The organism is bacterium (assembly GCA_018814885.1).
Classification (GTDB): domain Bacteria; phylum Krumholzibacteriota; class Krumholzibacteriia; order LZORAL124-64-63; family LZORAL124-64-63; genus JAHIYU01.
The window spans coordinates 15,779-37,543 of the sequence record JAHIYU010000087.1 but is presented as its reverse complement, the minus strand read 5'-3'; the positions used below and the strand labels follow the sequence as shown (position 1 = coordinate 37,543).

General features: G+C 66.5%; 17 protein-coding genes. 13 read left to right on the top strand and 4 right to left on the bottom strand.

Annotation, left to right across the window (positions count from 1 at the left end):
- The first annotated feature begins 20 nt into the window (after nucleotides 1-20).
- The 6 genes from KJ554_05360 (at nucleotide 21) to KJ554_05335 (ending at nucleotide 12,522) form a co-directional block, all read left to right on the top strand.
- Nucleotides 21-4,493: a lamin tail domain-containing protein gene (locus tag KJ554_05360; protein ID MBU0741765.1), complete on the top strand. Its 4,473-nt coding sequence runs from the start codon at nucleotides 21-23 to the stop codon at nucleotides 4,491-4,493.
- 12 nt (nucleotides 4,494-4,505) lie between these two features.
- Nucleotides 4,506-5,396, top strand: coding sequence for a hypothetical protein (locus KJ554_05355; protein ID MBU0741764.1), 891 nt, complete (start codon nucleotides 4,506-4,508; stop codon nucleotides 5,394-5,396).
- Nucleotides 5,393-7,924 carry a helix-hairpin-helix domain-containing protein gene (locus KJ554_05350; protein ID MBU0741763.1) on the top strand — a complete coding sequence of 844 codons (2,532 nt, stop codon included), beginning with the start codon at nucleotides 5,393-5,395 and terminating at the stop codon, nucleotides 7,922-7,924. The genes KJ554_05355 and KJ554_05350 overlap by 4 nt, the downstream gene beginning before the upstream one ends.
- A gap of 17 nt (nucleotides 7,925-7,941) precedes the next feature.
- A complete protein-coding gene (locus KJ554_05345) occupies nucleotides 7,942-9,261 on the top strand; it encodes a hypothetical protein (GenBank protein ID MBU0741762.1) in 1,320 nt (439 codons plus the stop codon).
- A gap of 42 nt (nucleotides 9,262-9,303) precedes the next feature.
- Complete coding sequence (locus KJ554_05340) at nucleotides 9,304-11,016, top strand: bifunctional metallophosphatase/5'-nucleotidase (GenBank protein MBU0741761.1); 1,713 nt, start codon at nucleotides 9,304-9,306, stop codon at nucleotides 11,014-11,016.
- Between the two features lie 264 nt (nucleotides 11,017-11,280).
- Complete coding sequence (locus tag KJ554_05335) at nucleotides 11,281-12,522, top strand: AAA family ATPase (protein ID MBU0741760.1); 1,242 nt, start codon at nucleotides 11,281-11,283, stop codon at nucleotides 12,520-12,522.
- 112 nt (nucleotides 12,523-12,634) lie between these two features.
- Here the strand turns inward: KJ554_05335 and KJ554_05330 are convergent, their stop codons facing one another.
- On the bottom strand, nucleotides 12,635-12,976 hold the full coding sequence (locus KJ554_05330; GenBank protein MBU0741759.1) for a hypothetical protein: 342 nt from the start codon (nucleotides 12,974-12,976) through the stop codon (nucleotides 12,635-12,637).
- A gap of 3 nt (nucleotides 12,977-12,979) precedes the next feature.
- A complete protein-coding gene (locus tag KJ554_05325; GenBank protein MBU0741758.1) occupies nucleotides 12,980-13,441 on the bottom strand; it encodes a PTS sugar transporter subunit IIA in 462 nt (153 codons plus the stop codon).
- Nucleotides 13,442-13,552: 111 nt separating this feature from the next.
- Between KJ554_05325 and rsgA the strand changes: the two genes are divergently transcribed.
- Nucleotides 13,553-14,536: a ribosome small subunit-dependent GTPase A gene (gene rsgA, locus KJ554_05320; protein ID MBU0741757.1), complete on the top strand. Its 984-nt coding sequence runs from the start codon at nucleotides 13,553-13,555 to the stop codon at nucleotides 14,534-14,536.
- On the opposite strand, the gene KJ554_05315 is transcribed toward rsgA, so the two are convergent.
- Nucleotides 14,464-14,754, bottom strand: coding sequence for a hypothetical protein (locus KJ554_05315; protein ID MBU0741756.1), 291 nt, complete (start codon nucleotides 14,752-14,754; stop codon nucleotides 14,464-14,466). The genes rsgA and KJ554_05315 overlap by 73 nt on opposite strands.
- 99 nt (nucleotides 14,755-14,853) lie before the next feature.
- Here KJ554_05315 and KJ554_05310 point away from each other — a divergent pair, with 99 nt between their 5' ends.
- Nucleotides 14,854-15,954, top strand: a complete 1,101-nt coding sequence (locus KJ554_05310) for a glycosyltransferase family 9 protein (GenBank protein MBU0741755.1) — start codon at nucleotides 14,854-14,856, stop codon at nucleotides 15,952-15,954.
- An 11-nt stretch (nucleotides 15,955-15,965) separates the two neighbouring features.
- A complete protein-coding gene (locus tag KJ554_05305; GenBank protein ID MBU0741754.1) occupies nucleotides 15,966-16,640 on the top strand; it encodes a site-2 protease family protein in 675 nt (224 codons plus the stop codon).
- Nucleotides 16,641-16,699: 59 nt separating this feature from the next.
- Here KJ554_05305 and KJ554_05300 read toward each other — a convergent pair whose 3' ends face one another.
- Nucleotides 16,700-17,092 carry a hypothetical protein gene (locus tag KJ554_05300; protein ID MBU0741753.1) on the bottom strand — a complete coding sequence of 131 codons (393 nt, stop codon included), beginning with the start codon at nucleotides 17,090-17,092 and terminating at the stop codon, nucleotides 16,700-16,702.
- A gap of 425 nt (nucleotides 17,093-17,517) precedes the next feature.
- On the opposite strand from KJ554_05300, the gene KJ554_05295 reads away from it, so the two are divergent.
- From KJ554_05295 to KJ554_05280, 4 genes are all read left to right on the top strand, one after another.
- Nucleotides 17,518-17,802 carry an integration host factor subunit beta gene (locus KJ554_05295; protein ID MBU0741752.1) on the top strand — a complete coding sequence of 95 codons (285 nt, stop codon included), beginning with the start codon at nucleotides 17,518-17,520 and terminating at the stop codon, nucleotides 17,800-17,802.
- A gap of 132 nt (nucleotides 17,803-17,934) precedes the next feature.
- Nucleotides 17,935-18,957: an aminotransferase class I/II-fold pyridoxal phosphate-dependent enzyme gene (locus tag KJ554_05290; GenBank protein MBU0741751.1), complete on the top strand. Its 1,023-nt coding sequence runs from the start codon at nucleotides 17,935-17,937 to the stop codon at nucleotides 18,955-18,957.
- On the top strand, nucleotides 18,954-20,297 hold the full coding sequence (gene trkA / locus KJ554_05285; GenBank protein MBU0741750.1) for a Trk system potassium transporter TrkA: 1,344 nt from the start codon (nucleotides 18,954-18,956) through the stop codon (nucleotides 20,295-20,297). The genes KJ554_05290 and trkA overlap by 4 nt, the downstream gene beginning before the upstream one ends.
- Nucleotides 20,298-21,758: a TrkH family potassium uptake protein gene (locus KJ554_05280; protein ID MBU0741749.1), complete on the top strand. Its 1,461-nt coding sequence runs from the start codon at nucleotides 20,298-20,300 to the stop codon at nucleotides 21,756-21,758.
- The last annotated feature ends 7 nt before the right edge of the window (nucleotides 21,759-21,765 follow it).

Below are 21,765 nucleotides of genomic sequence, written 5' to 3'. Positions count from 1 at the left end.
CCGCAAGGGAGTAAGGCCAGATGTTAAAGAAGCTCAGGTCCAAGCGCGCCCTCGGGTTGCTCGGTGTTCTGCTGGCCTGCGGGCTGGCGGCGACCGGCGCCCAGGCCCAGGCCGACCACCTGCTGCTGACCAAGGTGGTCGTCAAGACGCGCATCAGTCCGCAGATCGGTAGCGAGTACGTGGTGATCCACAACCCGACCGCGGCTACCGCCGACCTGTCGCGGTACTACCTCACCGACGCCACCTTGGCCGGTGCACCCTACTGGGAACTTGTCATGGGCGCCGGGCGGGGCGGCGGCGGCACGAACGGTGACTTCAACGCCCGCTTTCCAGACGGCGCGCTGCTGACCCCCGGCGAGACGATCGTCGTCTCCTTCGCGGGCAGCACCCACTTTCAAGGCGTGTTCGGCGTGCTGCCCGACTACGAGCTCTTCGAGGACGGGCTGGTCCTCGACGGCGTGCCCGAGCTGGTCGAGGCCCGCCCCGGCGGCATCGCGTACGGCCTGGGCAATCCCGCCGGCAACACGCCGCCGAGCCCGGGCTGGCTGGACGACGCCGAGACGCTGATGCTCTATTTCTGGGACGGCGCGGCCGACCTGGTCCAGGACATCGACTACCTGACCTGGGGCGCCACGGCCCCGCGCGTCGACAAGTCGAGCGTCGTGATCGACGGCCCCGATTCCGGCACGGCGACAAGCGCCTACCTGCCCGACACCGCCGTCGGCAGCCAGGACCCCATGGCCGTGCACGATTTCTCCGAGGCCAACGAGCGTATCGACCTGGACGAGGGCGACGAGATCCTCGCCGGCGGCAACGGTCGCGAGGACCACGACGAGACCAGCGAGAACCTGTCCGTGACCTGGGCGATCACCGCCGCCACGGCCCCGCCGGCCGGCGGGGCGACGACCATCGCCGCACCGGTCATCACCGCCGCGGCGCCCGCGACCGCGCCCCAGTACGAGAACGCGGCCGTGACGATCGGGATCACGGTGCTGTCGCCGCCGTCGAACGCGGCCGACGAGATGTCCATCTACTGGCGGGCCGACGGCGGGGCGTGGCAGGGCGTCGGCGCCAGCAATCAGGGCGGCGGCGCCTGGAGCGCCACGATCCCCGGCCAGTCCCGCGACACCGTCGTGGACTGGTGGGCGAGCGTCGGCGGCGAGAGCGGCGGCGCCGACACCTGGCCCAACGCGGCCCCGTTCTACTTCGTGTCGTATACGGTGCTGCCGCCGGTCGATCCCGGCGACGGCCCCGCGCACCTGCTGCTGACCGAGGTCTGCGTCTCCGGCAGCGACCACGAGTTCGTCGAGATCTACAACCCGACCGGCGAGGCCGTGGATCTGAGCGACTACTATCTGACCGACGCCTGCTACCTCACCGGCAACCAGGGCTACTGGCGGCTGCCCGAGGGCAACCCCTCCCAGACGACCGTGGGCGGCGGCGACTTCTTCGACTTCCATGCCCGCTTCCCGGACGGGGCGATGATCCAGCCCGGCGAGGTCCTGACCATCTCGATGGCCGGCAGCACGGCCTTCAACGGCGTCTGGGGCATGATGCCGGACCTGGACCTGCGCGCAGACATGCGCGAGATCTTCCCCGGAAGCCTGTACAACGCGGACGGCACCAACGCCACCCTGTCCAACTCGGCCGAGATCGTCGTGCTCTACTACTGGGACGGCATCAGCGACCTGGTGACGGATGTCGACATGTTCTTCTGGGGAACGAGCACCAGCGCGCGCGTGGACAAGACCGGCTACTCCATCGGCGGTTCGACCTACGCGCCCGACACGCCGCTCGCGAGCCAGGACGATTTCACCGCGGCACACGAGATCGGCGGCAGCTTCCAGCGCCTGGACGACGCCGAGACCGGCGAGCCCGCCAGCGGCGGCAACGGTCCGGCCGGCCACGACGAGACGGGCGAGCCGCTTACTGCCACCTGGCTCGCCGCCACGGGCACTCCCGGATCCTACGGCGGCAGCGTGCTGAACATCACCGGCGTGACCCGCGCGCCCAACGCCCCCGAACCCGACGACACGGTGCTGGTCACCGCCTCGATCGTGGCCCAGGAGACGCTGACCAGCGTAGACCTGTACTACCGCACCGACGGCGGCGTCTTCACCGGCCTCGCCATGACCGACAACCTGGACGGCACCTGGAGCGCCACGATCCCGGGCTTCGCCCTGGACACCGTGGTCGAGTACTACGTGGACGCCGCGGACGACCAGGGCGGCACGGCCGTCTGGCCCGCAGGCGCGCCCGCGGACCTGGCCGGCTACACGGTCGCCGAGGCGCCCGGTCCCGGCGACTACCCGCCGCACCTGCTGCTGACCGAGGTCTGCGTGCAGGGCAGCGACCACGAGTTCGTCGAGATCTTCAACCCGACGGCCGAGACCGTGAATCTAGGCAACTACTACCTGACCGACGCCTGCTACCTCACCGGCAACCAGGGCTACTGGCGGCTGCCCGAGGGCAACCCCTCCCAGACGACCGTCGGCGGCGGCGATTTCTTCGACTTCCACGCCCGCTTCCCCAGCGGCGCCGTGATCGAGCCGGGCGAGGCGTTGACCGTCTCGCTGGCCGGCGCCGACGTCTTCAACGGCGTTTGGGGCATGATGCCGGATCTGGACCTGCGCGCCGACATGCGCGAGCTCTTTGCCGGCAGCCTGCACAACGCGGACGGCACCAACGCCACGCTTTCCAACGGCGCCGAGATCGTCGTGCTCTACTACTGGGACGGTGCCAGCGACCTGGTCACCGACATAGACATGTTCTTCTGGGGCGAGAGCACAAGCGCGCGCGTCGACAAGTCCGGCTACTCCATCGGCGCCTCGACCTACGCGCCCGACACGCCCCTGGCCAACCAGGATGATTTCACCGCAGCCCACGAGATCCTTGGCAGCTTCCAGCGCCTCGCCCTCGACGAGACCGGCGAGACCACCAGCGGCGGCAACGGGTCGCTGGGCCACGACGAGACCAGCGAGCCGCTGAACACGACCTGGCAGGCGGCCGACGGCACGCCGGGCGCTTACGGGGTGATCGATCTGGCGGTCACCGGAGCCAGCTTATCGCCGGCGCGCCCGCAGCCCGACGAGGACGCCACGGTCACAGTGTCGGTGACCGGTACGGCGGACGTGTCGACCGTCACTCTCCATTACGCGGTGGACGCCGGCGCCTACCAGGATGTGGCCTGCACCGACAACGGCAACGGCACCTGGAGCGGCGTGATTCCCGGCCAGGCCGAGAATGCCGAGGTCGTCTGGTACGTGAGTGTGGCCGGGGCGGGCGGCGAGACCGCCGTCTGGCCCGAAGGCGCGCCCGGCACGGTCGAGGCGTATACCGTCGAGATCATCGTCGCCGGCGAGGGCCTGGCGCGGCTGCTGCTGACCGAGATCGCGACCCTCGGCTCCACCGCCGAGTTCATCGAGATCCACAATCCCAACGACTTCGACGTGGAACTGAAGAACTACTACCTGACCGACGCCGTCTACTACGAGGACCAGGCCTACTGGAACCTGCCGCGGGGCAATCCCACCCAGGCCACCGTCGGCGGCGGCGCCTTCAGCGATTTCACCGCCAGGTTCCCCGACGACGCGGTCCTGCCCGCCGGCGCGTACATAACCGTGTCGATGCCCGGCAGCGGATCCTTCAGCGAGGTCTTCAGCGACGAGACGACCACGAAGCTGCCCCATTACGAGATGTTCGAGGACGCCGACAATGCCGACGGCGTGCCTGACATGGAAGAGGTCTTTCCCGGCAGCATCGACGGCGACGGCGCGCCTACGTTGACCAACCTCAGCGACATGGGCACCTACATCAACGGCGAGATCGTCGTGCTCTTCTACTGGGACGGCGTTTCCGACCTGGTGGTAGATATCGACATCTTCATCTGGGGCAACGGCAACAGCTACACCGCGAGCAAGCAGGGACGCACCAACGGCGCCAGCACCTACGCTTCCGAAGCTGTTTACCCGGATCCCTTCATGACCGAGCACGCCCACCTGCAATCGTACACCCGCATCGACTTCGACGAGGGCACCGAGGTCCAGACCGGCGCCAACGGCTTCGAGGGCGCGGACGAGACCAGCGAGAACCTGACGACGACCTGGGAGGTCGCGACGGCCGATCCGGCCTTCGCGGTACAGGCCGAGGGCACCGCGGGCGTCACGCTGCGCGTGCCGCCCAGGACGTTCATACCTCTGCATAACGAGACCTTCGACATCGTGTTCACCACTGCGGCGAACTCCGAGACGGTCTTGCGCATATTCGATCTGGAGGGGCGCCTGGTGCGCATTCTCCTCGACAGCCGTTTCGACTACAACCCATCCACGGACCTGGACTTTCCGTCGAGCGAGCCCTGGGACGGCCGCAACGACGTTTTCGAACTGGTCAAGGCAGGCATGTACATCGTTCACCTGCAAGTCACGGACAAGAAGAGCGGAGCGCGCGTCGAAAAGACCGCGCCCGCCGTCGTGGCCACGCGGCTGAGCAACTAGGAGGAGTCAGGGATGAAACGGAGAATCGTTGCGACAACCGCCGTCCTGGCTCTGTGCCTCCTCGCGGGGCCGGTCCTGGCGGCTTTCGAGAACGTGGACATCAGCCCGCGGGCGCGGGGGATGGGCGACGCCGCCGTGGCCGTGGCGGACGACGCCTTCGCCCCGTACTTCAATCCGGCCGGGCTGGCGCGCATCCAGGGCGTGGCCCTGGGCAACAGCTACGTCAAACCCTACGGCCTGGGCTTCAACGAGCAGATGTACCTGGGCGGCGTGATCCCCGGCACACCGCGCCTGGGCAACTTCGGCTTCGGCATCCGTCATTTCGCCGTCGAGTACCAGGAGGTGTCGCTGGAGAAGGAGATCACCTACACCCTCGCCCACGGCATCATGCTCTACGAGGATCTCCATTCCGCGGTGAGCTTCGGGACGGCGCTGAACCTGTACAGCCTGGAGTTCGGCAAGACCGTTTCCGGTTTCGACCCCGGCCAAGACATCGTCGCCGGCTTCGACGTCGGCCTGCTGGTCACGCTGCACCGGCGCACGCGCATCGGCGTGCTGGTCAAGAACATGAACAACCCCCAGATCGGACTCGACAACGAGGAGCTGACCTCGCGCCTGCACGGCGGCATCGCGTACCTGCCCTACGACGGCGTGACGACCACCTTCGAGTTCGAGAACACGATCGACGGGGAGACCCAGTATCACGGCGGCGTGGAGTTCTCGGTGCTGGGAGACCTGCTGCTGCGCGCCGGCGTGATGACCAATCCCGGCAAGTACACCGGCGGTTTCGGCTACGCCTACCAGGGTTTCGTGGTGAACTACGGTTTCTCGTCCGGCGGCGGCGTCCTCTCGCCGAGCCACCAGTTCGGCATGACCTTCGCCTGGGGCGGTGAGACACCGTGAAAAACTGCAGCCTCACGATCCGGTTCGCGGCCCTGCTGCTGGCGGTCCTGACCGTCGGCGGCGCGCTGGCCGCACCACCGGGGCTGGTGGACCTCAACCGGGCGTCGCTGGAGGAGGTCCTCCAGCTGCCCGTGGACGAGGTGCTGGCCCGCCGGATCGTCGACTACCGGGACTATGTCCGGTACTTCGACAGCATATACGACCTCATGGAGGTGGAGGGCATGACCGCCGCCGTCCTGGCGGAGCTCAAACCCCTGGTCGCCACGCTGCCGCCCGACCCCCTGGACGCGAGCATCGCGCGCCTGGCCGAATCCTACCGCCAGGTCAACAACTACCTGGGGCAGGAGGGCGCCAGCGAGGGGCTCGTCGACGAGTACCTCGACATGATGCGCGAGCCCAAGAACGTCAACGACCTCGATCTCTTCGACCTGCAGTCGTTCCAGAACGTCTCCCCGGTCGACGCCAAGAACATCCTCATGGCGCGCGACCGCCTGGGGCGCTTCGACAACGACCGCCAGCTGCGCCGCAGCGACGGCCTGCGCTACTGGGCCTACCGCAACATCCGCGACTTCGTCGTCTACCAGGACGAGGACCGGGTGGACGAATCCGAGCAGGTGCGCGGCAACTACGAGGTGCGCTACTACGACACCCCGTACATGCTGGACGACGACGAGATCACCGGGACGACCCTGCTGACCGAGGGCGACCCGCACATGACCCACAAGATCAACCTGAACCTATCGGGCGGCTTCCGCGCGGGCCTGCTGACCCACCGCAACATGGGCGAGGAATCCTGGCACGAGACGTTCAAGGGCTACTACGGGATCAACGACAAGAGATTCGGGCCCTTCCATCTGAAGCGCCTGTACTTCGGCAACTACCGTGTCGCCTTCGGCCAGGGGCTGGTCATGGACAACACGGACTTCATCCAGTACCGGCGCACCGGCTTCGGCTGGAACAAGCGGCCGATCGGGGTGCGCGGGGACCTGAGCCGCAGCCACGAGTACGCCCTGACGGGCGTGGCGGCGGAGGGCAAGGTCGGCCCCCTTCACGCGACCGTGTTCTTCTCCCGCGAGAAGAAGGACGCCATCCTCAACCCCGACGGCACGATCAACCAGTACGTGATCATGGAGCCGCGTCCCACCGACGCCTGGCTGGACGAGCACCTGGCGTTCGAACCCGGCCGCAGCTATACCGTGGACCAGCTCCCCGACACGCCGACGCGGCTCGTCCGCGACGCCTTCACCGAGGACATCACCGGCGGCAACGTCAAGCTCATGCTGGGCACGGCGAGCTACGTGGGCGTGACGGGTTACGAGGCGAGATACGATCGCGGCTTCGTCGCCGACCCGGCGACGCTGGTCAGCGACTACAGCCTGAACACGCGCGACCTGCTCGAAGCCCGCGACAGCGAGATCTGGCAGGGCTACACCAGCGTCTTCTCCGATCCCGGCGACAGCACGCGCACCGAACACAAGTTCCGCCGCGTCTATGGCGCCGAATTCCAGACGGTGCACGACAACGTGTCCCTGCAGGGCGAATACGCCGTGCTGCAGGATCCGCGCGAGAGCTTCCTCAAGGGGGAGATCAACGACGCCCTGCTGCTCAACGCCTACGCCCAGTGGGACGATCTGCACCTGCTGGCCATCTGGCGCGACTACGACGTGGGCTTCGACAACCCCTACAACCGCGGCTTCGGCAACGACAACCGCTACGAGCAGACGCTGCTGGACTCGCCGTTCCGCCTGAACGACGACCTCTACTCGTGGCTGTCGCTGAACACGCCGCAGCCCAAGCCGGAGCGCGGCCTCTTCCTGCAGAGCCGCTACCGCGTCAGCCGCACCCTGATCCTCAACGGCCTGGAATACGACCAGTGGGAGCGCAAGGCCGACGGCGCCGACCTGCGCCGTTACACGTTGAAAGTGGAGTACCAGCCCAAGTTCAACCTGCGCCTGCGGATGCGGCACCGGTACAGCAGCCGCTCGCAGATGAACCCCAACGACGTGCGCTGGTTCAGCTCCTGGGAGACCCGCTTCGAGTTGATCGCCCTGCTGTCCAACTACAACCGCGTGCGGCTGATGTACATGACCAGCAACGTCATGTTCCCGCCGCGCCAGCGCCTCAGCGGCACGCCGTTACCCGGAGATGAACCATACGTCAACGACGGCATCCCCGGCGTGGGCACCGCGGGCATTCCCGCGCACGCCGTGCAGGCCATGTACGAGCATAACTTCGCGCCCACGCTCAAGGTCTCGGTCAGCGCGGAGATGTACGACGGCTTCCTCTGGAATTTCGAGGGCAACGAGTTCGTCGTGGTGGACGGACGCGGGTTCCGCAACTGGGCCAAGGTCGAGAGCCGTGTCTCGGACAGGCTGCTCTTCCAGCTCAAGGTCACCCGCGATCACAACCTGCCGCGCACCTACCTGGACGTGCGCTCCTACCAGGACGCCTACGGACAGCAGATAGAGAGCAGCTACGCGCCGCGGGACTGGACCGTGTTCCGCCTGCAGATGGACTACACCTTCTGATGAAGGAGATCGATAAGATGAAGCGCAAGAACAAGATCCACCTGTCGTCCGCTGTGCCGGGCGTCCTGTTCGTGGGGCTGCTGATGATCCTGCCCGGCGCCTCCGTCGCCGGATCGGTGCTCGACACCTCCTACGGTTCGCCGGCCGGCACCCTGGGCGCCGAAGTCGACGCCATGGCCGGCACCGGCGCGGCCTACTACCGTGGCGGCCTGTCCGCCCGGCTCAACCCGGCGATGCTATCCGAGGAACGGGACACGCGCCTGGACGGGTCGGTGTCCCTGTACCAGGACCACGAGGACCGCTTCCAGCCCCTGTGGGACAGCTTCGGCAGCTACGTGACCGACACGGCCATCGCCAGCAACCGCAACCACTACTTCGACTCGGACTTCGGCGCCGCCATACGGGCCGCCGAGGGGCTCGCGGTCGGCCTGTCGCTGAGCACCCTCTACGATTTCACCTACGACTTCGCGGAGGAAGTGCGCGACCCCGACCCGACCTCTACTCCCTACGACCAGATCCTCGAGGAGCGGTCGTGGCGCTACGACGGCCGGTTGCGCGCCCTGAGCCTGGGCTTCGCCATGAGCACGCCCGACCAGAGGCTTTCGGTGGGCGTCGCGGGGCATTACGCCTTCGGCACGCGCTACATAGACGTCAACCGGCGGTATTTCCAGAGCAACGACAACAGCGTCCACCTGGCGGGCGAGCACTGGCTGGAAGGCGCCAACGCCACCCTGGGCTTGCGCATCAAGGCCACCCCCCGCTTCGAGATCGGCGCGGCCTGGGAGACCCCGCTCAAGGTGTCGGGCGAGGCGACCGCCCGGACCGAGGAATACGACTCGGTCGCGGATACGGTGGCCGTCGGCGCCGTCGCCCAGGACGTCACCATCGAGTACGCGAACCGCTTTCGCGTGGGCTTCACGCTCTACCCTCGATCCGACCCGCGCACGATCTTCACGGCCGACATGGTCTTCTCCGAATGGACACAGCTCACGGACAGCAGCCTGCCGGATGACGAACAGCCTCGCTTCGAGGACACGGTCGACATGCGCATCGGCGTGGAGCACATCTTCTATAACGGCGTGCCCCTGCGCTTCGGCTTCCGCCACATGGACAGCTACAGCGACCACGAGGCCGGTGCCACGTTCTTCACCACCGGCATCGGCGTGCCCTGGCAGCACGGTGTGTTCCACCTGTCCGCCGAGCTGAGCAAGGTGACCAGCTACCAGGAACACTGGTTCCCCTACGAGTACGATGATCCGACCATCCTGACCGCGCTGACGGCGCGTGTCGAGGAGACCCGGTTCCGTCTGGGGGCGGGCTTCACCTATCTGTTCTAGCTTGTAGGCGGAGCGGCCACGGTCTGCGAGGAGAAGAGGATCATGAACGGCAAGACGACGATGACGATGATGCTGCTGGCGCTGGTGTCGGCGCTGTTCCTGGCGTCCGCCGCCGCGGCGGACGAGCCGATGCGGTTGCACCTGATCTGGACCAACGACGTCCACGGTCACATCGCGCCCGAGCCGGCGCGGTTCATGAATCCCAACTTCCCACCGCCGCTGGGCGGCGGCGCCTCGCTTGCCAACTACGTGAACCGGGTCCGCGCGGAGGCGGCCCGCCGGGGCGAATCCGTGCTGATGGTGGACGTGGGCGACTTCTTCCAGGGCACGCCCGTGGGCGCCAAGACCCAGGGCGACGCCGTGGTGGAGTACTTCAACGCCATGGGCTACGACTGCATCGTGCCCGGCAACCACGATTTCGACTTGGGGCGCGAAAACACGATGCGGCTCTCCAGCCAGACCGACGCGCCCTGGCTCTGCGCCAACCTGCGCGACGAGAGCGACGGCGAGATCGTCGACTGGTGCCGGCCCACCCTCATCATCGAGCGCGGCGGCCTGAAGATCGGCTGCATCGGCATCATCACCACCGGCACCGTCGCCATGTCCTTCCCGCAGAACATCGCGGGTCTGATCTTCGACCCCATGCTGCCCGCCATCGAGAAGTACCGCGACGAGCTGCTGGCCCAGGGCGTGGACCTGATCGCCCTGCTCATCCACGAGGGCCTGCCCTACGATCCCGAGGCCGGCTGGAAGCTCATCATCTCGGGCGAGGACGCGGACAGCGACCAGCAGGACGCCCAGGGCGGCGGCTACGGCTACGTGCAAGGCGGATCCCTGAACCTCATGGAGATCGCCAACGCCGTCGAGGGAATCGACTTCGCCGTCGGCGGCCACACCCACCGCGGCTACGACGAGCCCTGGATCGACCCCATGACGCATACCATGTGCTTCGAATCCTACGGCAACGGTTCGAGCGTGGGGCATGCCATCCTGCTCGTCGATCGCCCGACGGGTTCCCTCGTCGGCTACGAGACCCCCCACGACCGCGGCACCCTGATCACGCTCTTCGAGGACGAGCTCTGGCCCGAGGAGACGATGCGCCGGACCCTCGAGCCCTACATCGAAGAGGCCGAGGCGGCCATGAACACGGTGGTCGGCAGCTCGGCGGTGAACCTCACCCGCGGCGGTCCCGGCTCCAACCTGGTGGGCAACGTGGTGACCGACGCCATGCGCGAGTACTTCGACGCCGACTTCTCCTTCCAGAACCTGGGCGGCCTGCGCGCCGACGTGCCGTCCGGCGACATCACCGCCAAGGACGTCTTCAGCATACTGCCCTTCGGCAACGAGCTGGTCATCGTGCAAATGAGGGGGGAGATGATCCGCCACATCGTGGAGCGCAAGGTGCGCGGCGATTCGGGAGGCATCTGCATCTCCGGCGCCAAGATCGTCTTCAACAAGAACCGTCCCAACCTCGACCGCGTCTGCGAACTGCTGATCGGCGGCGAGCCCCTGGATCCCGAGCGGGTCTACCATGTCGTCTGCACATCCTTCCTCATGGAGGGCAACAGCGGCCTCGATTTCCTGACCACGATCCCGGCCGCGGACATCAACCTGACCCAGATCACGACCGCCGAGTCGGTCGAGCATTACCTCAAGCTGCACAGCCCCATCCGCCCCCGCATCGACGACCGCTGGGTGGAGAACCCCCGGGCGACGCAGAAGCCCTACCTGAAGCAGTCGGGCGATCTTCCCTAGCCCCTCTTGCGGCCGGCCCTCCGGGGCCGGCCGCAGCCGGCGCCCCGCCGGCTGTAGAACCCCCGATTGCCCGGGCAGTCACGGCCTTTCCGGCCGTGAACAGGTACTTCCTCCGGACAGTCGGGAACTCCGCGGTTTTGGGCTCAAGGAGCCGTTCATCGAGACGATGTTAGGACGGTCGGGCAAGTGCGACGCCCGGCCTCCGATAGCACAGGACGGCGGGATCCGGGGGATCCGTCTCGATGAGCAACCGAGGAGTCGGTAGTGATAGAGTTGAAATCTGGCGTGGTGAACGAACAGCTGCGCCGTTTCCGCCGGCGCATGGATCAGATGGTGGTGGGACAGCCGGCGGCGAGCGAGAGGATCTCGGACTGCTTCAGTCGTCTCATCGCGGGGATCCACGATCCCGAGCGCCCGTTGCTCACGATGATGTTCATGGGACCCACCGGCGTCGGCAAGACCGAGACGGTGCGCTGCCTGGCCGAGTCGATCTTCGGCGATCGCCGCGCCTACACGCGCATCAACTGCCAGGAATTCTCGGCCCACTACAACATCTCCAAGCTGCTCGGTTCGCCCCCCGGTTACGTGGGCGGCGAGATCCGGCCCCTGCTCGCCCAGGAGAACCTGGACAAGCACCACCTCAAGGCCGGCGAGCGTCACTGCGGCATGATCAGCGAAGAGGGCGGCAAGCTTGCCGACATGTTCCCCAGCGACTCCGAGCGCTACCTGTCGATCGTGCTCTTCGACGAGATCGAGAAGGCCCATCCCAAGATGTGGAACACGCTGCTCGGCATCCTGGAGGACGGCCACCTGGTGCTGGCCAACAACGAGGAAGTCGACTTCACCAGCACGATCATCGTCCTGACCACCAACGTCGGCAGCCAGGCCATGAACGCCCATCTTTCCGGCAGCGGCATCGGCTTCTCGCCCGGCTGGAACCTGGAGCAGGTGGACCGCGACGTCGGGGACGCGGCCACGCGGGAAGCCAAGAAGATCTTCCCCATGGAATTCCTCAACCGCTTCGACGAGCTCGTCACCTATCACACACTCAAGCGCGAGCATCTCTTCGCCATCCTCGACAATCTCATCTCCCAGGTGCACCACCGCGCGCTGGACAGCGCCGAGCCCTTCCTGCTGGAGGTCACGCGGCGGGCCAAGGCGCGCCTCGTGGACGAAGGCACCGATCCCGAATACGGCGCGCGCCCGCTCAAACGGGTCGTGGAGATGCGTGTCGTCACACCGGTCTCCCATCACATCTGCAGCGAGCAGATCCGCCGCGGCGATCTCGTGATGATCGATCACGACGGTGACGATTACGTCTTCCTCAAGGAACCGGGCATCGACTGGGAGAACGACCTCGTGGCGTCGCAGCTCAAACCGTCCAACAAGTGGACCCGCACCGACCTGGGGATCCGCGACGACGGCGGCGAGAAGAAGAAGATGGTGGAGGAGGCGGGCCAGCTCACATCCTGCGCGGAGACCCTTACGGGATCAGGCATCGAGTGATGAGCGTTTGACAGGATTGGCGGCAAGGACATCCTCCCAGCCCGCGCCGACAGCCCGACAACGAGGGGCGGCCCGCACGGACCGCCCCTCATCGATCTTGATTGATGCGGAGCTAGGGCCGGAACAGGATGCGCCCGCAGCTCTCGCAGGACAGCACCTTGTTCTCGTGGACCACCGAGTTGAACGATGTCGGCACGTTGGCGAAACAGCCGGTGCAGTGGCCGTCCCACACGGGTACCACGGGGTTGTCGTACTTCTGCTTCAATCGCGTGTAGTAGCCCTTGTGACGGGGCTCCACCTGGGCGAGCAATCCCTCGATGTCCCCCCTGATCTTGTCCTCGTCCATGGGGAAGCCCATGGCTTCGAGCTCTCGCGCCTTCTCCTCGTCCCGGGCGTCGCGAAGCTGCAGTTCGAGATTCTGGATCGAGACCAGGAGTACCAGCTGTCGGTTCATGGCCTATTCCTCCGTTAACACCTTGCAAAAAGCTTCGTAGCCGTCGGCCCGCAACGCGGCTTCGCGCACCGCGTCGTCCTGCATCTTCTCGGTCAGCACCGCCAGGGAGCGGATGTACTGGTTGCCCGTGTCCTGCGGCGGCGCGATCAGCATGAAGAAGAGGTGGGTCGGCTCGCCGTCCATCGACGCGAAGGGGACACCCTTGCGCGAGCGCGCGACCACGATGATCAGGTCCTGGGCCGCCAGAGTGCGGCCGTGCGGGAAAGCCACGCCGGGGCCCACGGCCGTGCTGCCGAGGGATTCGCGGCTCTTGAGCATCTCCAGGATGGTTTCCTTGTCGCCGATCGGGGAGCCGGCCACCAGCGCGTCGGTCATCTCGGCCAGCACGCCTTCCTTGTCTTTCGCCGCGAGTTCGGGGATGAAGCGGTCCGGAGAAGTTAACTGGAGGACTTCCTTGATGTCCATTGACACCACCTTGCGGGCTGGATGATCGTAGGGAAGCACTGGAACAATCGAAAACTAAGCAATAGATTTTAAAACCTCAAGGCTCATTTCCGGACCGCAGGGAGTGTACGGGTGGATCGAGACGGCGCAGGCGACAAGCGCGAAGGAATCGTCATTCGCTCACAGAGCGGGTTTTGCACGGTGCTCTGCGACGGGCGCGAGTATCTCTGCCAGCTGCGCGGCCGACTCAAGCAGGGCAAGCGCAGGTCGCACACGGTGGCGGTGGCGGGCGATCGTGTGGCGTTCCGTCCCGTGGCGGACGCCGGCAGCGACACGCGATCCGGCGTCGTCGAAGAAGTGCTGCCCCGCGCCAACAAGATCTCGCGCACCTCTTCCCGCAGAGACAGCGGACGCACCGAGCAGGTCCTGATGGCGAACCTCGACCAGATCGTCGTCGTGCAGTCGGTGTGCCAGCCGGCGCCCATGTCGGGTTTCGTGGACCGCCTGCTGGCGGCGTCCGCACGCTACGGGGTGGCGGGTCTGCTCTGCGTCAACAAGATCGATCTCGACGCCGCGGCCGCCGGCGATGCCCGCTGGGACTACTACGCGACCATCGGCTACTGCCTGTTGCGCACCTCCGCCGAGACGGGGGACGGCGTCGATGCTTTCCACGACGCCCTACTCGGCAGGATAACGCTGCTGCTCGGCGCCTCGGGCACCGGCAAGAGCGCCCTGCTGGCCAGGGCCACGGGACTGGACCTGGAGATCGGCGACGTCACCGAGAAGACCGGGCTCGGGCGCCATACCACCACGCGCACCGAACTCTTCCCGATCGGTGACGGCGGCTTCATCGCCGATTCGCCCGGCATCAGGGGTTTCGAGCCCTGGGACGTCGAACCGGTCGAACTACGCACGCTGTTCCCGGATTTCCTCACCCCGGCGGGGGACTGCCGTTTCGCGACCTGCGTGCATCGCGACGAGCCGGGATGCGGCATCAAGCGGGCTGTTCGCGACGGCGAGCTGCCCGCCTGGCGACATGAAGCCTATCTGTTGATCCTGGGGGCCCTGGAGACGCGCGAGGCCGAGCGAGGCCCCCGGCGCAGGAAAAAGGAATAATAGGCGGCGGCCTCCTGGCCTTCGTGGATCAGGCGATCGACGGGCGGGCTGCCGGTCCAGCGCACGAACGGCGTCCAGCGCTCGACGTCCTGCGCCTCGAACCAGCCGGGCAACGGTCCGCCCAGCCAAGCGTCGGACTTGCAGACGATCTCGTAGGAAAATAGGCCGGTCGTTGCGGCCATGGCCAGGACGAACAGCGATTTCTGCAGGCTGCGCAAGGTGCCGGACCTCCTCCTCGCCTTGGGGATCGGGACAGGCGTCGAATAGCAACGAAAGTGCCAGGAGGGCGTGTGAAGGAGCATTCTTGGCGTAAAGGGGTGAAACGGACGGTATCCGGCCTGCTGGCGCGCCTGTGGCGGCGGCAGGAGCTGAGCGCGGCCGAAGTCCGCGCCCTGCGGCCCGGTCGGATCCTGATCGTCCGACAGCACAACCAGATGGGGGACATGGTCTGCGCGACGCCCGCCCTGCGCGCCATCCGCCGCCAGTATCCCGACGCCGAGATCGGCCTGGTCTGCGCGCCGGTCAATCGCGATGTGGTGCTGCACAATCCCGATCTGGACCGCGTCTTCGTCTTCGCCAAGCGCGACTGCACGCGGCCGGTCCCCTTGCTGCGTTTCATCGGCGAGCTGAGGAACTTCGCCCCGGAGCTGGCGTTCGTGCTCAGCTCGGTTTCCTGGTCGGTGACCAGCGCGGCCCTGGCGGCCGCCTCCGGTGCCGCGGTGATCGTGGGCGGCGACAGCCGGCCTTTCGGCTTCGACATCAGCCGGCACGCCTTTTCCCTGGTCATGCCGTCCATGCCGGATATCGATCGTCACGCCGTGGATCACAACCTGGCGCCCCTGGCGGCCATCGGTTTCGAGACCGACGATTCCACCACGGTGGTCGCGTCCTCGCCGCAGGAGACGGCGCGCGCCGAGGAGCTGCGCCGGGACGTGCCCGGCGAAGGACGGCTCTGGGTCATGCATCCCGGCGCCGGCAAGGCCGCCAATCTCTGGCCGGCCGATCGTTTCGCCGTGATCGCCGCGCGAGTCGTCGCTGCCGGAAAACCCCTGCTCGTGCTGCAGGGGCCGGCGGACGGCGAGGTCATGGCGCGGTTCCGGGATGCCGGCCGGCGCCTGCTGGATCCGCACGCGCTGGCGCAGGTGGTGGAGTTGCCGCCTACCTCTTTGGGCGTTTGTGCCGCCCTGCTGTCCGTCGCGGATCGGTTCCTGTGCAACGACACGGGCTTGATGCACGTGGCCGGCGCCGTGGGCGTGCCGACGCTGGCCCTGTTCGGCCCCACGGATCCGCGGCTCTGGGCTCCCCGCGCCGCGACCCTGTCCCACCTGCGGGGGGCGGGCGGACGACTCGAAGCCCTGTCCACGGATACCATCTGGGACCGCTGGCGGACGCTGCCGCCCCGGCCCGGCACAACCTGAGGAAGACCACGATGGATGTCGCGATCGCGATCCTGGTGCTGCTGTTCTCGTTGACCGTGCACGAATCCGCCCACGCGCTGGCCGCCCTGCGCATGGGCGACGACACGGCGTCGAGGATGGGACGGATCACCCTGAACCCCTTGGCGCACATCGACCCCATCGGCACGATCGTGGTGCCGCTGGTGATGGCGCTCCTTCCCGGCGGTATCATGTTCGGATGGGCAAAGCCGGTGCCGGTGAACACGTTGCGACTACGCAACCCCATGCGCGATCACGCCGTCATCGCGGCGGCCGGCCCGGCCAGCAATCTGGTGCTGGCCGGCGTCTTCGCCGTCCTGTTCGGCCTGCTGGACGGTTACGCCCACGCGCGCCTCCAGTCAGGTATCGTCGATCTGGGCGCCGCCTATACATTCCTGCGCCTGTTGACGCAGTGGGGCGTGTTGCTGAACATCCTGCTGGCCCTGTTCAACCTGATCCCGTTACCGCCGCTGGACGGCAGCTGGATCATGATGGCCGCCCTGAAGGACGAACTGGCCAGGTCTTACGCCAGGCTGTATCCCTATGGCTTCCTGCTGGTGATCGTGCTGATGAACGTGGGCCTGGGGCGCCTGTTGTGGAGAGGCGTGCTGTACGTCAGCGCATGGTATCTCCAGATCTCCAACCTCGTGAGCCGCATTTTCGTCTGACCCGCACAAACAGCGAGGAAGCCCTGTCCGGGGCTTCCTCCGTGCGCATCCGCAGCCTGCTAGGGCAGATCGGGATGGTACGTGTCGTATTCGGATTGCAGACAGATCTCGATGCTGGCCTGGGCGCTCTCGTTTCCGCTCTGATCGACCGCGGTCACCTGGTACATGTTGTAGCCGGACGTCGGATTCACATCCAGGTACAAGTTCTCGCCCTGGGGGGTCTCGGTGAGTGACATGACCCTAGTCCCCGTGCTTCGGTAGACATTGAAGCCCGCAAAATCGGTATCGGTGGAGTTGGGCGCCCAGCTGATGGTGATCTGGGAATGCCAGGAACTGCCCGTGAGCTGGGTCGGAACGGCCGGTGGCGCCGTATCGACATTCGTCGGCGTGTTGTCGACGTCGGTATTGCTGCAGCCGGTCGAACAGAGCGCGGCGGCTAATGCGACAATCATGATTCTCCTCATAGCCACCGTTTTCTCCTTGAAGCGGGTTTCGACCTGTGTGACAAGCAGTTGCGATCGGTGGCCCAGGTCGGTTCTCGAGGTATCACGCCGTCACCGATACTGCTCCGTCGACCCGGCGGCTGCATGGCCCGTGCCAGCCCGACCCGCCTGCTTTCTCAATGCATATCTTATTGATATGTAATAAATTACATCGTTTTTGTAGCTCGTGTCGCATGCCCTTCGGTTCCTCGTCATGCCTCTTCGGACCTCGAAACGTGCCGTCCTGCAAATCGCGTGATCGTCCGGGATGCAATATGCAAGCGCTCCGGAAGCGAAAATCCCTTGACTCCTAGTCAGTTATGGGAGACGATGAACCCAGAGCCGCGTCTCCGACAGGTAGGGGACGGTCGGGGGTCAACGGAAAGGGGTTCGTGATGACCAAAGCCGATATTGTGGAGGATATCGCGCAAAAGACCGGTCTGACCAAGAAGGAAGTCGCCGAGACGGTCGATCTCTTCCTCGATAAGGTCAGCCATCTTCTTGTGCAGGGGCGTCACCTGGAGATCCGCGGATTCGGCACGTTCAAGGTGAAGGAACGCAAGGAAAGAATGGCGCGCAATCCCCGAACGGGGGAGGCCGTGCCCGTTCCCGCGCGCAGGGTCCCCATCTTCAAGGTTTCCAAGATGCTCAAGGACAAGGTAGCGGCCAGCGGTTTTTGACAACCGTATCAAAGTAGATGGCGCCATACCGCTGTGCCTATCTGCCAACTGCCTGCCAGCACCGGCCTCTCCGTCCACGACGGGAAGGCCGGTGTCCCATGAACCGGATCAAATGCGAAGGAGAGCAGGGTCATGGAGCGCGTGGATCTACGGAGCGACACGGTTACCCAGCCCGACGAGGCCATGCGCCGGGCCATCGCCGAGGCCGAAGTCGGTGATGACGTCTTCGGGGACGATCCCACGGTGAACCTGCTCCAGGAGAGGATGGCAGGGCTTCTGGGCAAAGAGGCGGCGCTTCTGGTACCCAGCGGCACCATGGCCAACCAGACCGCCCTGCGCTCGCTGACCAGAGCGGGAGATCAGGTCGTCTGCGAGGACGGCGCCCACGTCTACCGCTACGAGGCCGGTGCGCCAGCCGCTCTCTCGGGTTTGCTGCTCACCACCATCGTCGGCCGCGGCGGTTCCCTGCGTTGGGCGGACATCGCGCCGCATCTGAACACCGACGACGTGCATTGCGCGCCCCCGAGCCTGATCTGCCTGGAGAACACCCACAACCGCGCCGGCGGGCGGGTACTGCCCCAGGAGGATGTCGCCGACGTCGGCCGGGAGGCCCATGCGCGGGGTCTCGCCCTCCACCTGGACGGCGCCAGGCTCTGGAACGCCCACGTCGCGACGGGCCGGGCCCTTTCGGAACTCGCCGCTCCCGCCGACACGGTCAGCGTCTGCTTCTCCAAGGGCCTGGGCGCCCCGGTGGGCTCCATCCTGGCCGGTCCACGCGACATGATCGCCAGGGCCCGCCGCGCGCGCAAGCTGTTCGGAGGCGGCATGCGCCAGGCCGGTATCCTCGCCGCCGCCTGCCTCTACGCCCTCGACCACAATCTCCCGCGCCTGGCCGACGACCACCGCCGCGCGAGGCGCCTTGCGGAAGGCCTGGACAACCCGGCCATCAGCCTGGATCATGCCGTGGAGACCAACATCGTCATCTACCGGACGTCCGACGAGGCGGGGCTGCTCGATCATCTGCGCGAACGCGGCGTACTGGGCGTGTCCTTCGGCCGTGGGCGCGTGCGCCTGGTGACGAATCTCATGGTCGACGACGACCAGATCGTCCGGGCGCTGGACGCCTTGAACAGCTATGTGGAGGAACCAGCTTGAAGATCGTGATCGTCGGGGCGGGTGCCGTTGGCGACGATCTCGCCCGCACCGTGAGCCGCCGCGAGTCGGACGTGGTCGTCATCGAGCTCGACCACGACCGCGTGCTCCAGGCCCGGGAGCACCTCGATTGCCGTGTCCTGGAGGGAAACGGCGTGAACCCGTCCTTCCTGGACGACGTGGGCATGGCGGACTGCGACCTCTTCTGCGCCGTCACCGACAAGGACGAGGCGAACATCATCGCCTGCCTCACCGCTCACCACCTGGGGGCGTCCGTCAAGGTGGCGCGGGTGCGTTCCAGCGAATTCTACCGTTCGGGGAATCTGGTGTTCGACGGCATCGACATGGCCATCAACCCCGACATCGAGGCCGTTCGCTCCATGCGCGAGATCCTCTGGCAGCAGGCCGCCACCGATGTCTACGAGTTCGCTGGCGGTCGCGTACGCGTGGTGGGCGCGCGGGTCGGGGACGGGGCCTTCGTGGCCGGCAAGTCGCTGGCCGAGATCGAGAAGCGGCTAGGTTCCCGCTGGGCCCTGGTCATCACCGTGGTGCGGGAGGGCGCGACGCTCATTCCCCGCGGCAACACGGTCATCGAGCCCGGCGATCAGGTCTACGTGGCCGGTGCTCGCGGCGCCGTCGACACGGCGCTGACGTACGTCACGACACCGTCGGCTCAGCTGCAGAACGTCATGATCGTGGGCGCCAACGCGATGGGACTCGAACTGGCCCGCGACCTCACCAATCACGGCGTCGGCGTGAAGCTCATCGATCACGACGAGGAGAAGTGCGCGCGCGCCGCGGAGCAGCTGCACCGCGTCCTGGTGTTGCACGCCGACGGTACGGATCTCGAGCTGCTCAAGAGCGAGGGTCTGAGCGAGATGGACGGCTTCGTGTCGGTCTCCAAGGACGAGGAGACCAACGTCATGGCCTGCCTGCTCGCCCACTACTACGGCCCGGCCAAGACGATATGCCTGGTCAATCGGCCCGACTATGTGCCGCTGTTGCCCCTGCTGGGCATCGATGCGGCCATCGCGCCGCGCCTGTCCACCGCCGACGCCATCGCGCGCTTCGTCAAGCGCGGCGGCGTGGTCAGTACCCGGAGCTTGGGATTCAGCGGGTCGGAGATCCTGCAATTCCACCTGGATGCCGGGTCGCGCTGCCTGGACAAACCCCTGTCCCGGCTGATATTCCCGCGCAACGCGGTGATCGGCGCCGTGCTGAAGCGGGGCCACGTCGTCACGCCCCGGGGCGACACGGTGCTGAACGCGGGCGACGAGGTCATCGTCTTCGCACTACCCGAGGGCGTGGCCGAGATCGAGAGTTTCTTCACGGCGGGCAAGTAGATGAATATCCGCGGTGTCGGCAGGGTGCTGGGCTTCCTCTTGCTGGTGACGGCGGGAGCGCAGGTTCTGCCCCTGATCGTGGACCTGATCTACGGCGAGGGCGACTGGGACGTGTTCCTGCTCACCGGTGTCTGCGGCGCGGTGGCAGGCGCCGGGCTCATGTTTCTGGGACGCACGTCTGCCGAACTTCGCCACCGAGAGGGCTTCGCCATCGTCACCCTGGGCTGGATGGCCGTCGGACTGCTGGGCGCCGTACCATTCCTGCTCTCGGGGACGATCACTTCGGTCACCGACGCGGTCTTCGAGTCGATCTCCGGGTTCACGACCACCGGTTCGACCATCATGACGGACATCGAGGGCGTGGGCGCCGGCCACCATGCGGTGCTCTTCTGGCGGTCGCTGACCCAGTGGCTCGGCGGCATGGGCATCGTGGTGCTGGCCCTGGCCATCCTGCCCCTGCTCGGCGTCGGCGGCATGCAGCTGTTCCGGGCGGAGGCGCCGGGACCGTCGCCCGACCGCCTGACCTCGCGCATCAGCGAGACCGCACGCCTGCTCTGGGGCGTCTACCTGCTGATCACGCTGCTCGAGGTCCTGCTCCTGGTGATCATCGGAGGTATGAGCCCCTACGACGCCGTCTGTCACGCCTTCACCACCATGGCCACCGGCGGCTTCTCCACCCTGGATGCCAGCGTGGGCGGTTTCGGCTCTCCCGCGGTGGAGTGGATCGTCACGCTCTTCATGTTCCTGGCAGGGATCAACTTCAGCCTCCACTACGTCGCACTGAAGGGCAAGCCGCAAGCCTACTGGCGCGACGAGGAGTTCCGTTTCTACTCCATCGTGATGGCGGGGGCGACATTGCTGGTCCTGGCGGTGCTGATACCCGTCGCGTCCGCGGGTGTTCTCTCCGACAAGGTGCGTGCGGCCGCCTTCCAGGTCGTGTCCATCGGCACCACCACGGGCTACGGGACCGCCGACTACGTGCTCTGGCCGCCGCTCACGCACGCCGTCCTGCTGCTGCTGATGGCCCTCGGCGGCTGCGCCGGCTCCACCGGCGGCGGTATCAAGATGATGCGGGTTCTCCTGCTGCTCAAGCATGCCCATATGGAGGTGAAGAAGCTCGTGCATCCCCGCGCCATTTATACCCTGTGGTTCAACGAACGATCGCTGCCGTCGTCACTGGCCCCCGGCGTGCTGGGCTTCCTGCTGTTGTACATGATGGTCTTCGTTTTCGGGATGCTCGCCCTCACCCTTACCGGACGCGACATCGTGACGGCCGTCGGAGCCACGGCCGCCACGCTCGGCAACATCGGGCCCGGTCTGGGGGATGTGGGACCGGCGGGCAACTTTGCCTTCATGAACGAGTTCGAAAAGTGGCTGCTCACGCTCTTCATGCTGATCGGGCGCCTGGAACTCTACACCGTGCTCGTGTTGCTGCTGCCGTCCACCTGGCGCAAGACCTGATCCCCGA

What these genes read in the sequence shown, in the direction of transcription:
- KJ554_05360 (MBU0741765.1), top strand. Translation starts at nt 21, where the DNA reads ATGTTAAAGAAGCTCAGGTCCAAGCGCGCCCTCGGGTTGCTCGGTGTT.
- KJ554_05355 (MBU0741764.1), top strand. Translation starts at nt 4,506, where the DNA reads ATGAAACGGAGAATCGTTGCGACAACCGCCGTCCTGGCTCTGTGCCTC.
- KJ554_05345 (MBU0741762.1), top strand. Translation starts at nt 7,942, where the DNA reads ATGAAGCGCAAGAACAAGATCCACCTGTCGTCCGCTGTGCCGGGCGTC.
- KJ554_05340 (MBU0741761.1), top strand. Translation starts at nt 9,304, where the DNA reads ATGAACGGCAAGACGACGATGACGATGATGCTGCTGGCGCTGGTGTCG.
- KJ554_05330 (MBU0741759.1), bottom strand. Translation starts at nt 12,976, where the DNA reads ATGAACCGACAGCTGGTACTCCTGGTCTCGATCCAGAATCTCGAACTG.
- KJ554_05325 (MBU0741758.1), bottom strand. Translation starts at nt 13,441, where the DNA reads ATGGACATCAAGGAAGTCCTCCAGTTAACTTCTCCGGACCGCTTCATC.
- KJ554_05305 (MBU0741754.1), top strand. Translation starts at nt 15,966, where the DNA reads ATGGATGTCGCGATCGCGATCCTGGTGCTGCTGTTCTCGTTGACCGTG.
- KJ554_05300 (MBU0741753.1), bottom strand. Translation starts at nt 17,092, where the DNA reads ATGATTGTCGCATTAGCCGCCGCGCTCTGTTCGACCGGCTGCAGCAAT.
- KJ554_05295 (MBU0741752.1), top strand. Translation starts at nt 17,518, where the DNA reads ATGACCAAAGCCGATATTGTGGAGGATATCGCGCAAAAGACCGGTCTG.
- KJ554_05290 (MBU0741751.1), top strand. Translation starts at nt 17,935, where the DNA reads ATGGAGCGCGTGGATCTACGGAGCGACACGGTTACCCAGCCCGACGAG.
- KJ554_05280 (MBU0741749.1), top strand. Translation starts at nt 20,298, where the DNA reads ATGAATATCCGCGGTGTCGGCAGGGTGCTGGGCTTCCTCTTGCTGGTG.